The 20,393-nt window shown below is 46.0% G+C and carries 16 protein-coding genes; 1 reads left to right on the plus strand and 15 read right to left on the minus strand.

What is annotated here, in order from left to right:
- Window positions 1-100: 100 nt before the first annotated feature.
- From argB to argC, 3 genes are all read right to left on the minus strand, one after another.
- On the minus strand, window positions 101-910 hold the full coding sequence (gene argB, locus IEX62_RS03805; protein WP_188774104.1) for an acetylglutamate kinase: 810 nt from the start codon (window positions 908-910) through the stop codon (window positions 101-103).
- Window positions 911-1,217: 307 nt separating this feature from the next.
- Complete coding sequence (argJ, locus tag IEX62_RS03810) at window positions 1,218-2,444, minus strand: bifunctional glutamate N-acetyltransferase/amino-acid acetyltransferase ArgJ (protein ID WP_188774105.1); 1,227 nt, start codon at window positions 2,442-2,444, stop codon at window positions 1,218-1,220.
- 136 nt (window positions 2,445-2,580) lie between these two features.
- Window positions 2,581-3,639, minus strand: a complete 1,059-nt coding sequence (gene argC / locus IEX62_RS03815; RefSeq protein ID WP_188774106.1) for an N-acetyl-gamma-glutamyl-phosphate reductase — start codon at window positions 3,637-3,639, stop codon at window positions 2,581-2,583.
- A 418-nt stretch (window positions 3,640-4,057) separates the two neighbouring features.
- On the opposite strand from argC, the gene IEX62_RS03820 reads away from it, so the two are divergent.
- Window positions 4,058-4,570: a DUF6386 family protein gene (locus IEX62_RS03820; protein ID WP_188774107.1), complete on the plus strand. Its 513-nt coding sequence runs from the start codon at window positions 4,058-4,060 to the stop codon at window positions 4,568-4,570.
- A gap of 525 nt (window positions 4,571-5,095) precedes the next feature.
- Here IEX62_RS03820 and IEX62_RS03825 read toward each other — a convergent pair.
- The 12 genes from IEX62_RS03825 to pseC form a co-directional block, all read right to left on the minus strand.
- Window positions 5,096-6,007 (minus strand): YitT family protein, encoded by a 912-nt coding sequence (locus IEX62_RS03825; protein WP_373289094.1) that lies wholly within the window; start codon window positions 6,005-6,007, stop codon window positions 5,096-5,098.
- Window positions 6,008-6,498: 491 nt separating this feature from the next.
- Window positions 6,499-7,698 carry a pyridoxal phosphate-dependent aminotransferase gene (locus IEX62_RS03830; RefSeq protein WP_188774108.1) on the minus strand — a complete coding sequence of 400 codons (1,200 nt, stop codon included), beginning with the start codon at window positions 7,696-7,698 and terminating at the stop codon, window positions 6,499-6,501.
- Window positions 7,699-8,069: 371 nt separating this feature from the next.
- Window positions 8,070-9,183, minus strand: a protein-coding gene (prfB, locus tag IEX62_RS03835) for a peptide chain release factor 2 (protein WP_188774109.1) whose coding sequence is annotated in 2 segments (ribosomal slippage) — window positions 8,070-9,110 and window positions 9,112-9,183 — 1,113 coding nt in all. Because the reading frame shifts where the segments join, the coding sequence is not laid out codon by codon here.
- Between the two features lie 379 nt (window positions 9,184-9,562).
- A complete protein-coding gene (gene secA / locus IEX62_RS03840) occupies window positions 9,563-12,025 on the minus strand; it encodes a preprotein translocase subunit SecA (protein WP_188774110.1) in 2,463 nt (820 codons plus the stop codon).
- Window positions 12,026-12,834: 809 nt separating this feature from the next.
- On the minus strand, window positions 12,835-13,407 hold the full coding sequence (gene hpf, locus IEX62_RS03845; RefSeq protein ID WP_188774111.1) for a ribosome hibernation-promoting factor, HPF/YfiA family: 573 nt from the start codon (window positions 13,405-13,407) through the stop codon (window positions 12,835-12,837).
- 340 nt (window positions 13,408-13,747) lie between these two features.
- Window positions 13,748-13,945: a cold shock domain-containing protein gene (locus tag IEX62_RS03850; RefSeq protein WP_046216421.1), complete on the minus strand. Its 198-nt coding sequence runs from the start codon at window positions 13,943-13,945 to the stop codon at window positions 13,748-13,750.
- 373 nt (window positions 13,946-14,318) lie between these two features.
- Window positions 14,319-15,548, minus strand: coding sequence for an acyl-CoA reductase (locus IEX62_RS03855; protein ID WP_188774112.1), 1,230 nt, complete (start codon window positions 15,546-15,548; stop codon window positions 14,319-14,321).
- Between the two features lie 211 nt (window positions 15,549-15,759).
- A complete protein-coding gene (locus tag IEX62_RS03860; protein ID WP_188774113.1) occupies window positions 15,760-16,833 on the minus strand; it encodes a LuxE/PaaK family acyltransferase in 1,074 nt (357 codons plus the stop codon).
- The gene (locus IEX62_RS03865; RefSeq protein WP_188774114.1) at window positions 16,833-18,176 is read right to left on the minus strand and encodes an AMP-binding protein; all 1,344 of its coding nucleotides are present in this window, start codon (window positions 18,174-18,176) and stop codon (window positions 16,833-16,835) included. The genes IEX62_RS03860 and IEX62_RS03865 overlap by 1 nt, the downstream gene beginning before the upstream one ends.
- Window positions 18,176-18,922 carry an SDR family NAD(P)-dependent oxidoreductase gene (locus tag IEX62_RS03870; RefSeq protein WP_188774115.1) on the minus strand — a complete coding sequence of 249 codons (747 nt, stop codon included), beginning with the start codon at window positions 18,920-18,922 and terminating at the stop codon, window positions 18,176-18,178. The genes IEX62_RS03865 and IEX62_RS03870 overlap by 1 nt, the downstream gene beginning before the upstream one ends.
- Window positions 18,919-19,161 (minus strand): acyl carrier protein, encoded by a 243-nt coding sequence (locus tag IEX62_RS03875; protein WP_188774116.1) that lies wholly within the window; start codon window positions 19,159-19,161, stop codon window positions 18,919-18,921. The genes IEX62_RS03870 and IEX62_RS03875 overlap by 4 nt, the downstream gene beginning before the upstream one ends.
- A gap of 18 nt (window positions 19,162-19,179) precedes the next feature.
- Window positions 19,180-20,376: a UDP-4-amino-4,6-dideoxy-N-acetyl-beta-L-altrosamine transaminase gene (pseC, locus tag IEX62_RS03880; protein ID WP_188774117.1), complete on the minus strand. Its 1,197-nt coding sequence runs from the start codon at window positions 20,374-20,376 to the stop codon at window positions 19,180-19,182.
- Window positions 20,377-20,393 lie beyond the last annotated feature (17 nt).

Raw genomic sequence — 20,393 nt, forward strand, 5'->3', positions numbered from 1 at the left:
TCCTTAAATAATTGATTTTAAAATACAGCTCCTGTAAGCCTCTACTCGCCTCTACCTTGACTCACAACATCCATCTACTCTATTTATCGTTACAATGCTGCTACAGCACCGTCTGGCGTACAATACGTGTTCCAACTGCGTCTCCATTCAGCACGCGGCTGAGAATACCCGGCTCGCTTCCGTCGACAATAATAACCTCCTGCACGTCTCCCTGAATGCAAGCAACTGCCGCCTTCACCTTCGGGATCATACCTCCATAAATTTCGCCCGTCTCGATCATATGCTGCGTATCCTCAATCGTGACCTGAGGTAATACAACCTTCTCACCCTCGACTGTACGCATAATACCGGGCACATCCGTCACTACGATCATACGTGGTACGCCCAGATGCGAAGCAACCGCACCTGCTGCCGTATCGGCATTAATATTGTACCGCTGCCCTGTAGCATCTACCCCGACAGGGGCGATGACTGGCATATAGCCCAGATTCGTAATCGCTCGAATAATCGTGGCTTCTACATACGTAACATCCCCGACCAGTCCAACCTCCGCAGAATTGGCAACCGGTTTGGCCTGGATCAGACCGCCGTCGACACCAGAGATGCCGATCGCTTTTGCCCGGCTGCCCTGAATTCGTCGGACGATCTGCTTGTTGATGCTGCCCGAAAGCACCATCTCTACCACATCCAGCACCTCTTCGGTTGTCTTACGTAAGCCGCCCACAAATTCCGTCTCAATCCCCAGCTTCGCTAGATTGTCCGAAATCGCCGGACCGCCACCATGTACAATTACCGGCTGAACGCCGGATTCCTGAATCTGCTGCAAGTCTTCAAAAAACGAATCCGGCAACGCAGCCAACGTGCTGCCTCCGCATTTCATAACAAAGGTCTGCCCCGCTTGTCCAGTCATCGCTTCCCCTCCGTTTCTAGCGTTAGCGAATTTCTAACGCGAGGTTCAATACAAACATGATTTTTGCGATAGCAAAATATCTTATATTTCTAGCGTTAGCGCATTTCTAACGCGAGGTTCAATACAAAAGTGATTTTTGCGACCGCAAAATATCTTACATTTAGCGTTAACGCATTCCTAACGCGATATCCCATAAAATACAACTTAACTTCACAACATATCCTAATCCATCGCGCACCAACATTTTTACAACCAAGCTACAGCACTATCATTACATCTAATCCAACTATCCATCTCACCGCTTCATTTATGTACGGTAAGCAGCATTAATACGCACATAATCATATGTGAGGTCACAGCCCCATGCGATGGCCTGACCCTCACCATAATGCAAATCTACCGTAATACGTACCGTATCTCCTTTAAGATACTCCAGCGCTGCTTCTTCATCAAAAGGCACCGGACGTGATGCCGTCAGCACAACAATATCGCCCAAGCGAATATCGACTGTATTCACATCAACCGGTTCACCCGCACGTCCTACCGCGGCAATGACGCGTCCCCAGTTCGCATCTGCACCAAACATTGCCGATTTCACCAGACTGGAGCCAATAACCGTCTTCGCAATCGCTCGTGCAGACAGGTCGCTTACCGCTCCGGTCACTTCCACCTCAACCAGCTTGGTTGCTCCTTCTCCATCGCGAGCAATCGCCTGTGCTAGATGCTCACACACATGACGAAATGCTGCGGCAAAAGCTGCCCAATCTTCATGCTCTGGTGTCAACTCCAGATTACCTGCATGTCCACTCGCCATCACAACGAGCATATCATTTGTACTTGTATCACCATCAACCGTAATCATATTAAATGTACGATCTGTCGTATCGCGTAGTAGCAGCTGTAGCGCATCGGCTGGAATGACCGCATCGGTTGTCATAAATGCCAGCATCGTCGCCATATTCGGATGAATCATGCCCGAGCCTTTGGCTGCACCAGCAATATTCACTTCAATACCATTCACTTCCACCTGCACGCAGATTTCCTTTTTCACCAGATCGGTCGTCAAGATCGACTGGCAAAAGGCTTCCGCATGATTCGGCTCATAACCAAGCTGCTCCGGCAGCCGTTCGATTCCAGCAATCACACGATCCATTTTCAACAATTCGCCGATTACACCTGTAGAGGCTACTGCCACATCCTGTTCATCCAGACCAAGCTGACGCGCGGTTTCCGCACGCATCGCATACGCATCCTGCTCCCCTTGCTGCCCTGTGCAGGCATTTGCATTACCGCTATTCACGACAACCGCGCGCAGTGTGCCATTGGATAGGCTATCGCGTGTCACCTGTAGCGGTGCCGCTTGAAACAGATTCGTTGTATACACAGCAGCCGCTGTTGCTGGAACATCACATACAATAACGCCCAGATCATTACGCTCTGTTTTTTTCAGTCCGCAATGCAGACCTGCTGCTTGGAATCCTGACGGTGTAGTTACAGAGCCACCTTGAATCGGTTTGAACAATTGATCTGACATGATATCTCCTCTCACTTCCTGGTCGACGATGTGGATATACTTTGTAGATAGATGGAATGACGTATTCCTTTTACAGACAGTTTTTATACTTTAGAAAGCTTTACATCTTGAACCGTTCTACAATAAAACGAGCTGCTTACGGGTACACTGGAACCATATTCAGACCGAGGTTTTCCTCCCAGCCCATCATTAGATTCAGGTTCTGGATCGCCTGACCGGCTGCTCCTTTAACCAGATTATCGATGACTGAGATCACCGTCATCCGTCCTGTACGCTCATCCAGTGCAAATCCGATATCGCAATAGTTTGAGCCTGTGACTTCTTTGGTCGCTGGCCATTGTCCTGCGGAACGCACACGTACAAACGGGCGCTCTTTATAATAATTACGGTACAAATCAATCCATTCCTGCTCGGAATGACCACCGTCTGTTTTCATATACATCGTGCTCATAATTCCACGTGTCATCGGCACCAGATGCGTAGTGAAGGTCACCTGTACCGGTTTATTCGCTACCTCACTGAGTACCTGCTCAATTTCAGGAATATGCTGATGCTTGTTAACCTTGTAGGCTTTGAAGTTTTCGTTCATTTCCGCATAATGGGACGTCAGGCTTGTACCACGACCTGCACCGGATACGCCGGACTTGGCATCGATAATAATCGTATCGGTGTTGACCCAACCTGCTTCTACAGCGGGCAACAAACCGAGCAGCGATGCAGTCGAATAGCAGCCTGGATTCGATATCAGTCGTACATCACGTACATCGTTATCCTTTAGCTCGCACAATCCGTATACTGCCTCAGCAAGTACATCCGCTGGCGCTGGCTTATGCTTATACCATTTTTCATATTGATTCGTATCCTTTAAGCGGTAGTCACCCGATAGATCGATCACTTTCAGACCCGCTTCCAGATACTGCGGCACAAGCTCACTGCTCACACCAGATGGCGTAGCGAGAAAGACCAGATCCGCCTTACTTGCCGTTTCCTGTGGATCGACACCATCCAGCACCATATCCAGCATACCGTTCAGATGCGGGAATTGCTCTGAGATCGGCTTGCCACTACTGGAAGCCGAAATAACGGATGTAATCGTTACATTCGGATGATGCTGTAAAAAACGAATCAGTTCCACCCCGCCGTAGCCAGTGGAACCTACGATAGCAACTTTTAGTTGATGTGAACTCACGTGCATTTCCCCCTGTTCAGTACCCTGGCAACAGCATCTGTTGTGATTATATCCTTCTCCTGTATTCGGAGGATAAAGGTGATGGTCTGCTGCGATACATTGTTTTGTCCGATGAATAATCTGTGTATTATTATACATCCGATGTAATATAAATACAACCTTGAATACAAACATTATTTTAAGCGCATTGAAGCTACATACTGAGCTTCCATGCGGCTCGGTGTAACTCGAATGATAGGACGATGTTATGTTAAGATAAATGATAGTTCATTTTACTTTTATGAGTATTCATCCGATTTTATGCTATCTGTATTCAGTCTTTCCTTGAAAAATTGGCTTCCGTACTATCATCCGTTACACTACTTTACTGTAAATTGTGATTACTTTATTCGTATCATCCTATTCATACTGGAGGAATCATCGCATGCAAGCTTCATTTTCATTTACAACCGATACAGCAGCCTTATCGATCTTTGATCTACAGGCCATTCGTCATCGACTGGACGATACTCCCGACTGGTGGACGCTTGAAGAGGATGAGCTAGAGGAGATAAATAACGGTCACATCGCTCTGCTACATGTAGAAGACGATGGTACATATGATGTGCATATTATGAAGGCCATCGAGCAAGCGCAAGTGCAATGTCTACTCTATGCTCCTTCCGGTCAGCTATTTATCGGTGCAGCAGAGGACACCACAGGTGGCGATCTAGAACCCGATGATTCTGGAGTGGTCTCCGGTCAATTGTGGACGGTAGAGCCAGGTGTATATGCACTACAGGTGTCCCTGCAACAACAGACGATCCAGCTTGCCCTGCAATGGCTGGCAGCGACTCCCATAGATTGGCAGCAATCTCACTCTGAGCAACATGTAGCTGATGCCTCCGAGCAGGGCACAGTTCAGATGAATTCATTCGAGCAACGATTGCGCCTATAGTTTATTTCATTAGTGTGGTTAATCGATGCTTATGTTGATCTCTGCTTATGATGTATAACTATGATGTGTCCACTCTATGTAACAGCTGGCATAGGAATAGCTGCTATACTATCCCCCTACGTATTTCGACTACTGTTAGTTTAACGCTTCTGGATTCGCTGGGAATACATGAAAATATCGCAGTTGCATATAAAAGAGCACTGTACCTCGTAGGTTGCCTCAAATACTCATTCGTACATCCAAGGGATGTTGTAATGTCTATTTGTACAGGCACTCCATATCGAAGTACAGTGCTCTTTTGCAATTTTCTTTTGTTTTTAGGGTTATATTACACGTTTAGAATTACGATGCGCGTTGGGTTCACAATCTTATTTTTAAAACTACAGCGTTACCCTATGCCAAGCGAACAGCATACATAGCCTATTTTATAAAACGAACTATACAGCCGATGATAGGCATTTTATCTTCATACCTAACCTTTTATCGTGCCTCCATCCACACATTTCACGGCCTATAGCTACTCTATTATCCCGGCAGCTTAAACCCTTTCCCCAATACCTCATGCGCATTACTGATCACGACGAAAGCTTCTGGATCGACCGATCGGACAATCGTCTTGAGTCGACTCGCTTCGTTTTGCCCGACGACAACCATAAATACCGTTCGTTCATCTCCAGTATAGCCGCCTTCTGCATTCAGCTTGGTCAGTCCACGATCCATATCATTCAAAATCGCCTGCCGCATCGGCTCAATCTCCTCAGAGATAATGTAAGCCACCTTAGAATTACTAAATCCAAGCTCAACCGCATCGATCATTTTGCTCGTAACAAATAAACCAATCAGCGCATATAGCGCCTGCTCTGGCTTGAGCAAAATACCTGCCAGCAAAATTACCGTACCATCGGTCAAGCTCACACAGACCGACATACTAAACCCGGTCAGCTTATGAATAATCTGCGCCAGAATTGCCAGTCCACCCGTCGAACCACGTCCGCGAAAGACAATGCCAAGTCCCAGTCCCACACCAATCCCGCCATATAATGCACCCAGCAGTGGATTGGTCGTTGGTGCCGGAATATCACGCGTAATATAAATGAACAACGGCAGCACAATCGTCCCTAACAAAGAACGTATACTCGATTGTCGACCCAGCAGCAAATACCCAGCGATAAACAGTGGAATATTCAGCACCCACTGTGTATATGCCGGTTCAATGCCAAGCACCTGCGCCGCAATAATCGAAATTCCGGCTACACCGCCCGACGCAATATGATTGGGCAGCAAAAATAAATTAAACGCCAGCGCCATCACAAACGCTCCCGTTACAATCAGCGCCATATCCCACACATTACGAATCGGCCCGGTTAGCGGAATCATCGGCGGCTTCCGCCTGCGTCCTGCCGTCATTGAAGAACCTACCATTACTTCATCACCCATACCCTTCATATTCACACTTCATTTCGTCACATAGCGATGATGTACGTATACTGCGAATGAAATTCGTATGTACAGCTATAACTATATTTGTATCTAGAGCTTCACGGATAGGTATAGCCTGGCTAGAACGTATAGCATCCCTGCACTACTTATCGTAGATCCATCATTCTGTGTGACATCGCGGCTTTTATTGTAGTGTAAAATGGCTATTCGCGAAAGAACACGCGGCAAACGGGTGACACTTTAACCCGGGAGAGGACCACAGCGGCGCAATCACACTGAAATCACAATACATCGATATTGCATATATAACTTCGTAAAGCCTGCTACAACAGACGTTTAATTAGCTACAGTAGTTATCGATAATAAATCAAGAAAAAGCCTTAATTCGCAAAGTATCAGTATGACCTCTGCAAACTAAAGCTTCAAACCTTCTATGCACTTATCCATTTTCTCCAACTATAAAAATCATAAACATCATTCTCCTACCTTCACAGCAACGTAGACTCCCCTAGCACCTCACTGGATCGTCCAACCAACTCCCCATAATAACGTCCCAAACGATGAATCCCCTCTTCCAACTGCTCCAGCTTGCCTGCAAAACAAATACGTACACTATACAAGCCTGCTGGCCCAAAGCCTTCACCTGGCGCAACAATGACCTGATATCGATGCAGCAGCTCCAATGCAAAAGGCTCTGATGTTCTGCCTGTCGCCGAAATATCTGCCATAATATAAAAAGCACCCTGTGGACGCGAATGAGGGATGCCATATTGCGTCAGCAGCGCGCAGGCACGATCTCGCTTATGTTGATAACGCAAGCGCTCCTCTTCGATATGAGTCTGATCCCCGGTCAATGCAGCAATGCCTGCTTTTTGCGTAAACTCTGCCGCACAGGTCGTTGTCGGCTCCAGCAGCTTCCAGGTCAGCTCGATCAACTCCTCGGGCACGATCATATAACCGAGACGCCAGCCGGTCATGGCATAGCCTTTGGAAAATCCATTCACACTTACAATCCGATGTGCCAGATCAGGTCTCACCTGTAATGGGCAACAGACCTCGCCTTCATATACAAGCTCATCATAAATTTCATCCGAAATGACAAACAGATCATGCCGCTCCGCCAATTGCAGCAATTCTCCCCATACCTTCCATGCATATACCGCGCCAGTCGGATTACAAGGTGAATTGACGATGATCGCTTTGGTCGCTGGCGTAATTTTGGATTCGATATCCTGCATATCCGGTATATATTGCCGCTCTGCATCGGTTTTGTAATATACCGGCTCCGCATGCTGCATGATGAGCATGCCTTCATAGTTCGGGTAACCCGGGTCAGGAATGAGCACCTCTTCCCCGCTATCGATCAGAGCGAGCAAAATCGTATGTAATGCACTTACTGCTCCCGATGTGACCACGATGCGTGCAGGAGATATATCGATATCATATTTACGCTTCATACGCCCGGCGATCGCCTCTCTTAATTCAGGCAGACCTGCATTCGACGTATAATGAGTATAGCCTTGCGCCATTGCCAGTTGCCCGGCAGCAACAATATGTGCAGCCGTATCCACCTCTGGCTCACCAATTTGCATTGAGATAACATCTTCATATTGCGTTGCCTCCACCATGATTTTACGAATACTGTTTGGACGCATTTTTTGTCTATGTAATGATGGTTTTCCTCTCATATGCTTGCACTCCTATCTCTATAAAATTAGAATCATTATCCGCTCCTATGCTCTGAATTGCAACGTAACATCACCGCGATACCATTGTTATTCCTATCCTGAGGTTCTATCTGCTATGAAAGCATCCAACCATTATACCGTATCATTTACAATATCCACATAATAAAGAACCCTGAGCCCTACTTCGCAGAAGAAGCAAGTCTCAGGGTTCCTACACGATAGCACAGTCGCTTATATAGCGCCTGCTCTTATGGATACATGGTTGGTGCCTATTCGGCTCATAACATGATCCATACCATTTAATTTCAATCGTGCCATCGTATGATGCACAACATGTATTTCAAACGAGCCACCTATAGGCTCGTCATTCATTATTCCACTTCAATCTTCAACTGGCTACGCAGATAACCATCGATAAACGAATCCAGATCGCCATCCATCACCGCACCAATATTACCCGTCTCTACCTGTGTACGATGGTCTTTCACCATGCTGTACGGATGGAAAACGTACGAGCGAATCTGGCTACCCCATGCGATATCCGATTGCTCACCACGAATTTCTTCCAATTGCTTGCGCTCTTCTTCGATCTTCCGCTCATACAGTTTGGAACGAAGCATCGTCATCGCACGCTCACGGTTTTTGATCTGGGAACGCTCGGTCTGACAGCTTACAACCACGCCACTTGGAATATGCGTAATCCGAACCGCGGAATCCGTTGTATTGATGTGCTGACCACCCGCACCACTCGCGCGGTACGTATCGACCTTCAGATCCTCTGTACGGATCTCGATCTCAGCATCATTCGTAATCTCTGGAACCACGTCACAGGATACGAACGACGTATGACGACGACCGGACGAATCAAATGGTGAAATACGCACCAGACGGTGTACGCCCTTTTCCGCCTTCAAGTAACCATAGGCATTATAGCCCTTGATCAACAGTGTTACACTCTTCACACCAGCCTCATCGCCTGGCAGATAGTCCATAACCTCAACCTTAAAGCCGCTTTTCTCTGCCCAGCGTGTATACATACGCAGCAGCATCGATGCCCAGTCCTGGGACTCTGTACCGCCGGCACCCGGATGAAGCTCCAAAATCGCGTTCAGCTTATCATACGGCTCGTTCAACAGCAATTGCAGCTCGAACTCCTCGATCTTCTTCACCAGTGCTTCTACACCTGCGGTCACTTCCTGTGCCAGATCAGCGTCCTGCTCCTCATCGGCCAGCTCCGCCATCAGGCTCACATCATCATACTCCTGCTGGAGCTTATTATACTGATCTACAGATCCTTTGACTGCATTCATCTCAGCGATGACCGCCTGTGCGGCTTCATTGTCGTCCCAGAAATCCGGTGCGGACATTTTCACCTCAAAGTTCTCGATCATCTCATTTTTGAGATCTAAGTCAAAGAGACCCCCTAAGATTTGATAGTTTCTGCGCCATTTCGCGCAGATCGTGCTTTACATTTGGTTCGATCATGAACGTCACCTCATTTAAAATATACAGCTCCAGCGGAATAGCCGAGCCATTTGCTTATTATACTTTACCATAACCGTTACCAACAGTGGAGAACCGTTATCCGCGAAAAGACACCCACAGGGACGCTTGTCGTCTGTGAGTGTCTTGCTTGGATTACTATATAACATATTAGTGAATGCCTGCTCGTTCGCACTACGTTATTCGCTATACATGACATTCCTGGCAATGTATTTGCCCTGGATAACATATCATTAAGGCAAGTTCTATCGTGTACGTACCTTACAAGCGAATGAGGATCATTACAGATAAACGATACTCATCGGATACCATATAACATATAGCATCCTAACAACAGGCATCCAACCTTACTCCACTGTACTTATTTCCGTCTGCGACGACGTTCTTCACGGGAAGGACGCTTCTCAGCCGTTTCGGAGCTGTTGGTGCTCACTTTGCTTGTATCTACAACAGCTTGACGCTCCTGTTGGCTCTCACTTTGAATTTGTGCTCTCATCACATAGCCAGCAACTTCTTCTTGAATGTCGGCAACCATCTGATTGAACATTTCAAAGCCTTCGAATTGATACTCGCGCAGTGGGTCAGTACCGCCGTAAGCGCGCAGGTGGATACCTTGACGCAGCTGCTCCATCGCATCGATATGATCCATCCATTTGCGGTCAACCGCACGAAGCACAACGACTTTTTCAAACTCACGGATCGTAACTTCGCCGATTTCTTTTTCGCGTTGCAGATAGTACAGCTCAACGCGCTCAAACAGATAGTTGATCATCTCTTCTTTTTCTTTCTCTTCCAGCTCTTGCTTGGACACATGCTTCGCTTCGACCAGGAAATTGTTGTTCACGTAATCAGCAACCTCTTGCAGCTCCCAGTTCTCAGGAATATCGTCGCCGCAGTGAACCTCAACAACACGCTCGATACAAGGCTTGATCATTTGCAGGACAACTTCACGAATGTTGTCGGACTCCAGTACCTCACGGCGCTGCTTGTAAATGATCTCACGCTGCTTATTCATAACATCGTCATATTGCAGGACGATTTTACGCATATCAAAGTTACTACCTTCGACACGGCGCTGTGCAGATTCTACAGCACGTGTGATCATACGGCTTTCGATTGGCTGATCTTCTTCAAAGCCCAGCTTCTCCATCATATTCATCACGTTATCCGCACCAAAGCGCTTCATCAGCTCATCGCCCAGTGACAGGTAAAATTGCGTAGAACCCGGGTCACCCTGACGACCAGCACGACCGCGAAGCTGGTTATCGATTCGGCGAGATTCGTGACGCTCTGTACCAATAATGTGCAGACCGCCCACTTCAGCGACGCCTTCACCCAGAATAATATCCGTACCGCGACCCGCCATGTTCGTAGCGATCGTTACCGTACCCGGTTGACCCGCACGTGCGATAATTTCCGCTTCTTCGGCATGGTATTTCGCGTTCAGAACCTGGTGCTTGATGCCTTTGCGCTTCAGCATTTCGGACAGCAACTCGGAGTTCTCGATCGATACCGTACCAACGAGCACCGGCTGGTTGTTCGCATGGCGCTCTTCGATCTCTTTCACTACCGCACGGAATTTGCTCTGTACGCTCTTATACACAACGTCAGGTGCATCTTGACGTTGATTCACACGGTTTGTTGGAATTTGCAGCACTTCCAGACCGTAGATCTTTTTGAATTCTTCTTCCTCTGTTTTCGCTGTACCAGTCATACCCGCCAGCTTGCGATACATACGGAAGTAGTTCTGGAACGTGATCGTTGCCAGCGTCATACTTTCGTTTTGTACCTTGAGGTCTTCTTTTGCTTCGATCGCCTGGTGCAGACCGTCGCTATAACGACGACCGGACATCAGACGTCCAGTGAATTCGTCGACGATCAGTACTTCGCCTTCGGATACCACATAATCAACGTCACGGTGCATGATTACATTCGCTTTAAGCGCCTGTACCACGTGGTGGTTGATCGTGACATTTTTATTATCATACAGGTTTTCAAGGCCGAAGAAGTTCTCTGCCTTTTCCACACCTGCTTCAGTCAGTGCTACGGATTTTACTTTGATATCGACGCTGTAATCATCTTCTGCCTTCAAGCTCTTTACAAAACGATCAGCTGCAAAATACAGCTCCGTCGATTTTTGAGCCTGACCGGAAATGATCAGCGGTGTACGCGCTTCGTCAATCAGAATCGAGTCCACCTCGTCAATGATACAGAAGTGCAGTGGACGCTGTACCATTTGTTCCTTGTACAGCACCATATTGTCACGCAGATAGTCAAAGCCAAATTCATTGTTCGTACCGTATGTGATATCACAAGCGTAAGCCGCTTGCTTCTCCTCATGCTGCATGCCGCTCAGGTTGATGCCGACCGTCATACCGAGGTAGTTATAAATACGGCTCATTTGCAAGCTATCGCGCTGTGCCAGATAGTCATTGACTGTGACGACGTGCGCGCCTTTACCTTCAAGAGCGTTCAGGTATACCGGCAGTGTACCTACCAGCGTTTTACCTTCACCGGTTCTCATCTCTGCGATTTTACCCTCGTGCAGAGCGATACCACCGATCATCTGAACGTCAAAATGACGCATGCCCAGTTGGCGTTTGGATGCTTCGCGCACAGTGGCAAAAGCTTCCGGCAGCAACTGCTCAAGCGTCTCACCTTTCTCAAGACGTTCGCGGAACTCGGCTGTCTTCCCTTGAAGCTCATCGTGGGACAAAGCCTCAAATTCCGCTTCCATATTATTGATGATGTCCACGGTTTTCATGATCCGTTTGACATCACGGTCATTTGAATCACCAAAAATTTTCTTAACGAGTCCTAGCATGGTTAACCCCTTTCGCGCAATTAAAGAGATAGATTATTGAATAATGGAATTCACACGACGCTTCCGGGGGATTATTCAATAATCTCAGTTGCAATAAATTGTACCAGTTTCCCAGAAGCCCCGCAACAAAGCGGCTCTAAGCTCACGCTTCTGTAACTGGTCGTAATCAGCTCGATACAGCCCAGGAAAATCAGTTCCCGCGCCTTCATCTATACTTATGAAGTTGGTTATAACGATCCCTCTCCATTACAGGAGATCAGCCGTGTAAACCAGCATACATCCTATTATAAATAAGCTACTCTGGTATACATACGTATAACCTGACCGATATGTTTCTACAAATTCCAAATTCATTACCGAATAGAGTTCAGATCAATAGCAAAAGTAGGCAGCCGACTGCATTGTCTCAGGACATGTGGCAACCTGCTGTAGAGGCTTGTTATAAAGGTAAATAACGCAGTAAACAGACATATGTAGCACTCTAAACAGTATACTCTACTTTACATAGGAATGCACTCGTTTGTTGAAGCTTCTTCCATTTTCTAGGATTCACCGTAGCAATACAGAATATGTATGTAATGACACTTTTAAAATTAGCGATGGAATACCATTTTACCTACAGCTTATGATCAAATGAGGATCAAAAAAGCCCTACCCGCCATGACGGATAGGGCTCACCTTACATTGTTCAATTCAATCATTCATCTCAGTATCGTTGATTCACACACTCCATGTATAAACGAACGATGTTCAAAATGCTTAATCTACTGACCATCACAGCATATTGCCGAGTGGAATGATGCGAATCATTATTCCTGCTCGATCAGACCGTATTTACCGTCATCACGGCGATATACGACATTGACCTGCTGTGTGTTCACATTGGAGAATACGAAGAACGTATGCCCAATTAGATTCATTTGTAAAATAGCTTCTTCGACGTCCATCGGCTTCAGGAGGAAGCGTTTGTTACGGACGATTTCGTATTCGTCATTTTCCACTTCTACATCCGCATCTTCATCTACAGCAAGCGCTGCACTGATTGGATCTTCCACGAAAAATGCTTTCAAATTCTCGTCGTTTTGACGGAACTTGCGGTTCAGCTTGGTTTTATGCTTGCGGATCTGGCGCTCGAGCTTATCGACCACAGAGTCGATAGAAGCATACATATCTTCACTGCGATCCTCTGCGCGCAGCAGTAATCCTGGGAGTGGAATGGTTACCTCTACGGTAAAGCGTCCACGATTGGAACTAAGTGTCACCATACCGTCAGAAACGGGCGGTGCATCAAAATATCTTTCCAGTCTGCTTAGCTTTTTATCCACATAATCTTTAATTGCATCTGTTACTTCAAAGTGCTGACCTCGAGTGGCAAAATTCATGTGGCATTCCTCCTTTATGGAATTATAACATAGGTGTCAGGTATAAGTAAAAGGACTGTTAACGGATTACCACAAATGTTTAAAGCGCAATCATTGTAAGTCGATAAATAGTCACAATTGAAAAGTGACTGTAAAATAACACTAAATTGCTACAAGCGATTTAGCGCTCGATCACGCCTTACAAAAAAGCAGTCCGTTATTCGATACCAACAGCCGATTACTTGTCTAAACATGAATTTTAACCAGAAAAAGACCCCGGAAAACATTCCGGAGTCTTAGCTAATTGTTCAAATGTAACCATCAGATTACCTATGTAAGGCCGGCAATAGCCAAGGGATGATTATAATTTGATAACGTTAGCTGCCTGAGGTCCACGTGCGCCTTCGACGATGTCGAATTCTACGGATTGGCCTTCTTCAAGCGTCTTGAAGCCTTCAGACTGAATTGCGGAGAAGTGTACAAAAACGTCGCCGCCTTCTTCAGTTTCGATGAAGCCGTAACCTTTTTCTGCGTTAAACCATTTCACTTTACCTTGCATGCAATAACATTCCCTTCGTTATCAAATAAAGTAAGACATTGCCTACATTTCTGAATATACCATCTCTGGCTTGAAATTGTCAATTGGAAAAGTAAAGGTTTTCCTGTAATTATATTACATAAAAGAAAAAGTAATTAATTCTCCCTTTTCACTCTATCTTTTCAGCTATTATCCCAGAGCTAGTCAGCAAATATCGCTACTTGTTTAACCACTGTTATCAGGTTCGAATCATAATTATATACCTAGTGATTTTGGCATAATCAAGTCTGACTTATGGTGTGAAATGAGCAAAAAGAAAAGGATCATCGATGACACTTTTCGGTCTCGATGACCCTCTTGTAAATATGTCTATCTACGCTTATCCATCTGTCATTTATAAAATAGCAATCTCTCTGGAAAAGTAGGTGAACAGATCATATCCATCCCACACCGATCCAAAATCAAGCGCCTGACCAACGGGAACGATTCGATCAATTCCACGGTTGGGAATCTGCATCGCCCATACTGCAAGTTGCTGACGCTCAAAGCCAAAATAGCTCAGCGTCTGGTCGCGTTCATGAATATGCTGGTGAAGCTGCTGTAGCTCAGGCAGGCTATATTCCAGAAACAATCCGCCCCCGCAATGCATATCACGCAATTGGAAATCTGCTTCCTTCACTTCTACACGTATTGGTGCAGATGCATAACCGGCCGAGACCTGTCCCGTTTGCTCCTGAGCCGCATAATAATCCGAGGTTGTCAGACGCAGCATATTCAGCGCAGGCTCATTTTTATAGTGCTCCTTATGCAGCGCTTGCTCCAGACTATTCCAGAAGCGTTCTTTAGCCGTAGCAATCGACTCCGAAGTGCCTACCCAAAATAGCTCACGCGGAGAGGAGCATGCCAGTTGTCCATACCACAAAGCGTCATTGTAAAACTGCTTGCCGAGCACTGCCATAGCTTGCTCATCCGCTTGTATAACAGCATCAGCCGACAACACCGATTTGGAATAGCGATTAGGAAATACAAGTTCTACTGCGTTAGGAGCGAGTGGAATCGCCCGAATCGTTCTCACCGATTGGTCGCCACCCCATAGTACTCTAACATCGCAATGCTCCGATAAATAAGCGGTATATTCCTGCTCATATCCATAGCGGACGAGCAAAGTACGTGATGCTATAGCTGTAAACTCAGGACGAGTGATCACATCATTGATCTTACGCATCAATATATCGGTCTGCTCATTCGTACGGCGAGATAGACGAATAATATTTTTGTTCCCCGCCAGCATCGACAAAATCCATGAATAGATAAATACAGAATCCACATTAGCAGGCGCAAAATGAATAATCGTCCCACGTGGTAGCACATATCTGTCGCTCGTACGCTGCTCATATTCTCTTTTCAATTCAAAAATATGTGCCTTACGTAGCCAATGCGCCATCGCCATCAGCTCCGGATATGCTCGCATGGAGCGATCCAGCAAAATATGCTTGGACAGTGCCTCCAGAAATTGAATGGCTGTATCCTGGAAGGGATGAAGACTAGACTGATCCACCACATGGTCAATAGCCGTTTTCCAATCTATCGTCTCCACTCTTAGATTAGGAGCAATAATCTGCATGATTCACCCACCTTACTCCACCTGTTATCGACCCTATCGATAGGGATTACTTTACAGAATCCATATTAATTCCATAACTCGGAACGTACAAAAATAGCTGTTCCGATTGTTTTTGCCACCAGCTTGTATTCTTTGTTAACGATATAGTGGGCGATCTAAACTTAACGAGATGTTCTTTTCAGACCATTCACTATCCCAGCGCTATCCTAAATTAAGTTTGTAGCGTAAAGGTATCGCTACAGCCACGCAGCTCTGCTTTAGGCAATCGTCCCTCGATCGTAAAGTATTTGCCTTTGCGACCACAGCGGCAATCATCCTCTCCTACGATAGTTCCCATATCCTCTGTGAGCAAACTATGTCCAGGATAGCTACGCGGTAATATGCTCAGAACCTGAATTAGACCCTTCTGTCCATATGGAACGACGTCCAGCGTATCTGGATCACGAACGAGCACATCAGCAAAATCAGGCGTATGCAAATGTCCTTGCTCGCATTGCATATAAATCGATCCGACTTGCTCTACCATTCCGTAATAGTTGTACACTTCTGTAAGTCCAAACTGCTCTTTTAATAGGCGACGGAATTCCGCATCTGATACAGATTGCTCCTGTAGCTTTTTCCAGCCTCCGCCATGAATTAGCTTGCTTCCTGACAGATCCAGCTTACGGTTTCGTGCGCGATAATATTGAAGCAGATACTCCCATATAATAAAAGTAAAACCAAATAAGAAAATCGGCTGCCCACTGTAACGCTCTAAAAATGCTTCCAGCTCCTGCTCCTGCACTTTCATCTCATCATCTAACAGATACAAATGATGATGACCAAATTGAGAAAAGCCAATCGTCCCTGCCGATCTTGCACTAAATTGAAGACGATTTTTGAGGAAATTATTATCTACAATAATCATCGGTAATCTAGATTTGCCAAGAAAGCTACGTACAATCGTATTCAAAGCCTTCGTCTGTAAAACCGAAGTAGTGCGATCAATATGAATTCGTGACACCTGTTGACCTGTAGTACCACTAGAATTTAACGTTTTGAAATGCTCTGAGGCTGGCATCGAGAATAGATCCAGCATTTTAAAGAGCTGCACAGGCAAGTAAGGAATATCCTCTAGCCGTGCAGCTTGTTGGGGCGTAGCCGTTTTATCGATAATCCGTTGATATGGAATGCAGTGCTGATAATGAAATGAAGTTAGCTCGTTCAATTGCTCTAGTAGCATCGACTGCTTTGCTAGTCGATGCTGCTGATAAGGATTTTCGCTGGACAATAGCTCTTCAATCATTACTTCACCTCATTTGCTAATCGAATATAGTCTATTTTCCCACTACTTAGTCTAGGCAATTCGTCCATAAACCGAATTCGAAGACTTGTATGATGAATGCCATATCGAAGCTTTAACTGCTGACGGATCGTTTGAAGGATTGCATCATCATGCGATGCTTCAAACGCAACTAGAAGCTGCTCATCCTGACCACTACATGCCACCGATAACTCCAAAGACTGCTCCAGGAAACGTTCCAGATCATCCAGATTCATCCTCAAACCATATAGCTTAATGAATCTCTTCATACGTCCCAGAATCCAGAAATATCCGTCCTCATCCTGTCTGGCAAGATCCCCTGTTTTTAACATGCCGTGTTGCTGATCACCAAGTGCCAGGTCAGCTCTCGTTTCGGCATAGCCGAGCATCACATTAGGACCACGATACACGAGCTCCTCTGTAGCTGGATCAATTGCCAGCTCTCCGTCTGGAATAGCAATACCGATGCTACCTTGCTTGGCTTCGAGTTGATCTGGTGGTACATAGCTAATTCGTGCGGTTGCTTCAGTCTGACCATACATCACAACAAACGGAATATGATGTGTTTTAGCAAATTCACTAAAATAAGCCGTTAATGACTGAGATAATCGTCCACCCGCCTGGGTAAAATAACGAAGCGAAGATAGCTCCATACTGGCAAAACGGAGACGATGTAGCATCTGATACATGTAAGGGACACCTGCAAACGAAGTCGCTTCATACTGTTTAAAAGCCTTCCAGAATGCACCGCTAATTACCGATTCATCGGTGAGTAGGATCGTTGCTCCCTGTAATAAATGGCTGTTTAGTACAGACAGTCCATAAGAATAGGCAGGCGAAAGTGTTGTAATGGGACGTTCAGCCGCAGTTATATTTAAATAACGGGCAATTGAGGAAGCATTGGATTGTATATTTTGATAGGAAAGCTGGACGAGCTTGGGATTACCCGTCGAGCCGGAGGTAGATAACAACACTGCGAGCTGTTCATGACAGGGTGTCTGCGACTCCTGCCCCATATCTAGCCATTCACCATCGAAAATCCAATCTGGCTTATAATGCTGAACAAATTGCTGCTTGAGTGGCTCAGATAAGCCTGCATCCAGCAGCAACACAGCATCTTGCTTCTGTAAAGCGCCGAGGTAGGCAATCATACAGGAGATCGAATTACGCATATAGATAATGCCGAATCGCTTTTGCTCTGAATGCGATAGCAGAAGATTAGCAAATGCGCTCACCTCGGCGGAAAGCTCACGATAGGTGAGTGTACGTTGTGATTGAAGCTCAATCAGAGCAGGAGTATCACCATGCTGAAGTTGCCAGAACATTAGATGACCATCCCCCCATCAACTCCAATAATTTGTCCGGTTATATATGTGGATAGCTCTGAGCACAAAAATAGAATCGTACCAGCTACATCCTCTGGTTCACCAATGCGTCCCATTTTGATACTATCCAGACGCTCATTATATTTTTCTTCCGATAAACCAGTAGCCAAATCTGTGCGAATAAAGCCCGGTGCAATCGCATTGACACGTATACCATATGAAGCGAGTTCTTTGGAGGCTGAGCGTGTAGCACCAATAATGCCTGCTTTGCTTGCACTGTATAATACCTGTCCCTCGCTGCCGTGTGTACCCATGATCGAAGACAGATTAACAATACTTCCACTGCGCTGTGGCTTCATTAAGCGTGCAGCATATTGTAGATGAATGATGGAAGCAGCGAGATTCACAGATAATGTCTGTTGAATCGAAGAATCGTCAATCATACCCAGCAGTCGGCTTTCCAGTATGCCTGCATTGTTCACAAGTCCATCTAGACGTCCAAATTGCTTTTTAATCTGACGAAAGGCTTCCTTTGTCGCCTGTTCATCCTGTATATCGTAAGCAAGCGTCAGCACATGCGAGCCGTATGTCGCTTCGATATGCTGCTGCAAGCTAGTGAGTACTTCCTGATCGCGTGCAGCCAGAGCCAGATCGGCGCCGGCTGCTGCCAGCATAATCGCAGCCTGACGTCCGATTCCTCTCGACGCTCCTGTTACGAAAATGCATTTGCCTTTCAGCGATATCATACAAACTCAACCTCGTATTTGCTCAATACTTCTTTTGCCTTTTCAAAAGAGCTGATGTCGATAATATCATCTGTATCTAGCATGATATCAAATTGATCATCCAGTTGTGCGACGAGCGCCATATGCGCGATCGAATCCCATTCTGGAATACTGTTATAGGTTAATGCTTCCACATTGGTGCTTTCGTTCAGGCCCAATGCTTCAATAAATGCTGCTTTTAGCTTTTGTTCGTTATTCATTATTGTCCCTCCGCATCCTTAGCGATTTATTCGATTTTGCTCGTAAACAGAACGTACAATATTGCAAACATCCTTTACATCTTCATCTGTCATTTTCGGGAACAGTGGTAATGTGATACAGGTATCATAGTAATGCTCGGCTACGGGACACAGCCCCTGGCGGTACCCTTTTTCCTGATAATAAGGCTGCAAATAAACAGGAATATAATGCACATTCACTCCGATATTCATAGCTCTGAATTGTTCAAACAACTCTCGACGTGATACGGAGAAGTATTCCGGCTCCCAGCGAATTACATACAAATGCCAGCTGGAATGAGCTTCCGGCGCCTGATAAGGGAGTACAACCCCCTCCAGCCCTGCCAGCTCATGGTTGTATTGCTCCACAATTGCACGGCGGCGTTCAATAAATGAATCCAGCTTATCCATCTGCGAAGCACCCAGTGCCGCTTGCAAATCAGTCATACGGTAATTATAGCCCAGAGATTGCATTTCATAATACCATGGGCCATCATTACGCTGTAATTCAGCCGGATCTCGGGTCATTCCATGATTACGGAAGTGCAGCAATTTGCGATAATAGTGCTCGTCATCTGTAACAATGATCCCACCCTCACCGCTAGTCACATGCTTAACCGGATGAAAGCTGAACATCGTCATATGTGCCCATTTCCCAATCTTAATCCCTTTATATTCTGCTCCCAGTGAGTGCGCAGCATCTTCAATAAATACCAGATTATGTGTGTCGGCAAGCTGCTTGATACGATCTGCCTGGATAGGCTGTCCTGTAAAATCGACGCCAATAATAGCTCGCGTCTTCTCATTAATATGCTGCTCAATGTGATCAGGATCAATATTGTATGTGTGTGGATCAACATCCACAAATACTGGCGTTCCTCCCTGATATAAGACACAATTGCTGCTTGCAATAAACGTAAGCGGAGTAGTGATTACTTCATCGCCCGGCCCGATGTTAGCTGCAAAACACGCTCCATGCAAAGCAGCTGTACCATTAGTAAATGCTACCGCATAGGTGGTGCCAGCATAATCAGCTACCTTCTGTTCAAATGCAAGAATCGATGGACCCTGAGTAATAAAGTCACCTCGCAGTACATTTACAACCGCTTCAATATCCGCATCATCCAGCCATTGCTGTCCATAGGGCAGCATGGCATCTCTTTTTAAAGATGCTGGAGCATCATGACTATGATCCATATCGACCCGTCCCTTCT

Source organism: Paenibacillus hunanensis (genome assembly GCF_014645615.1).
Lineage (GTDB): Bacteria > Bacillota > Bacilli > Paenibacillales > Paenibacillaceae > Saccharibacillus > Saccharibacillus hunanensis.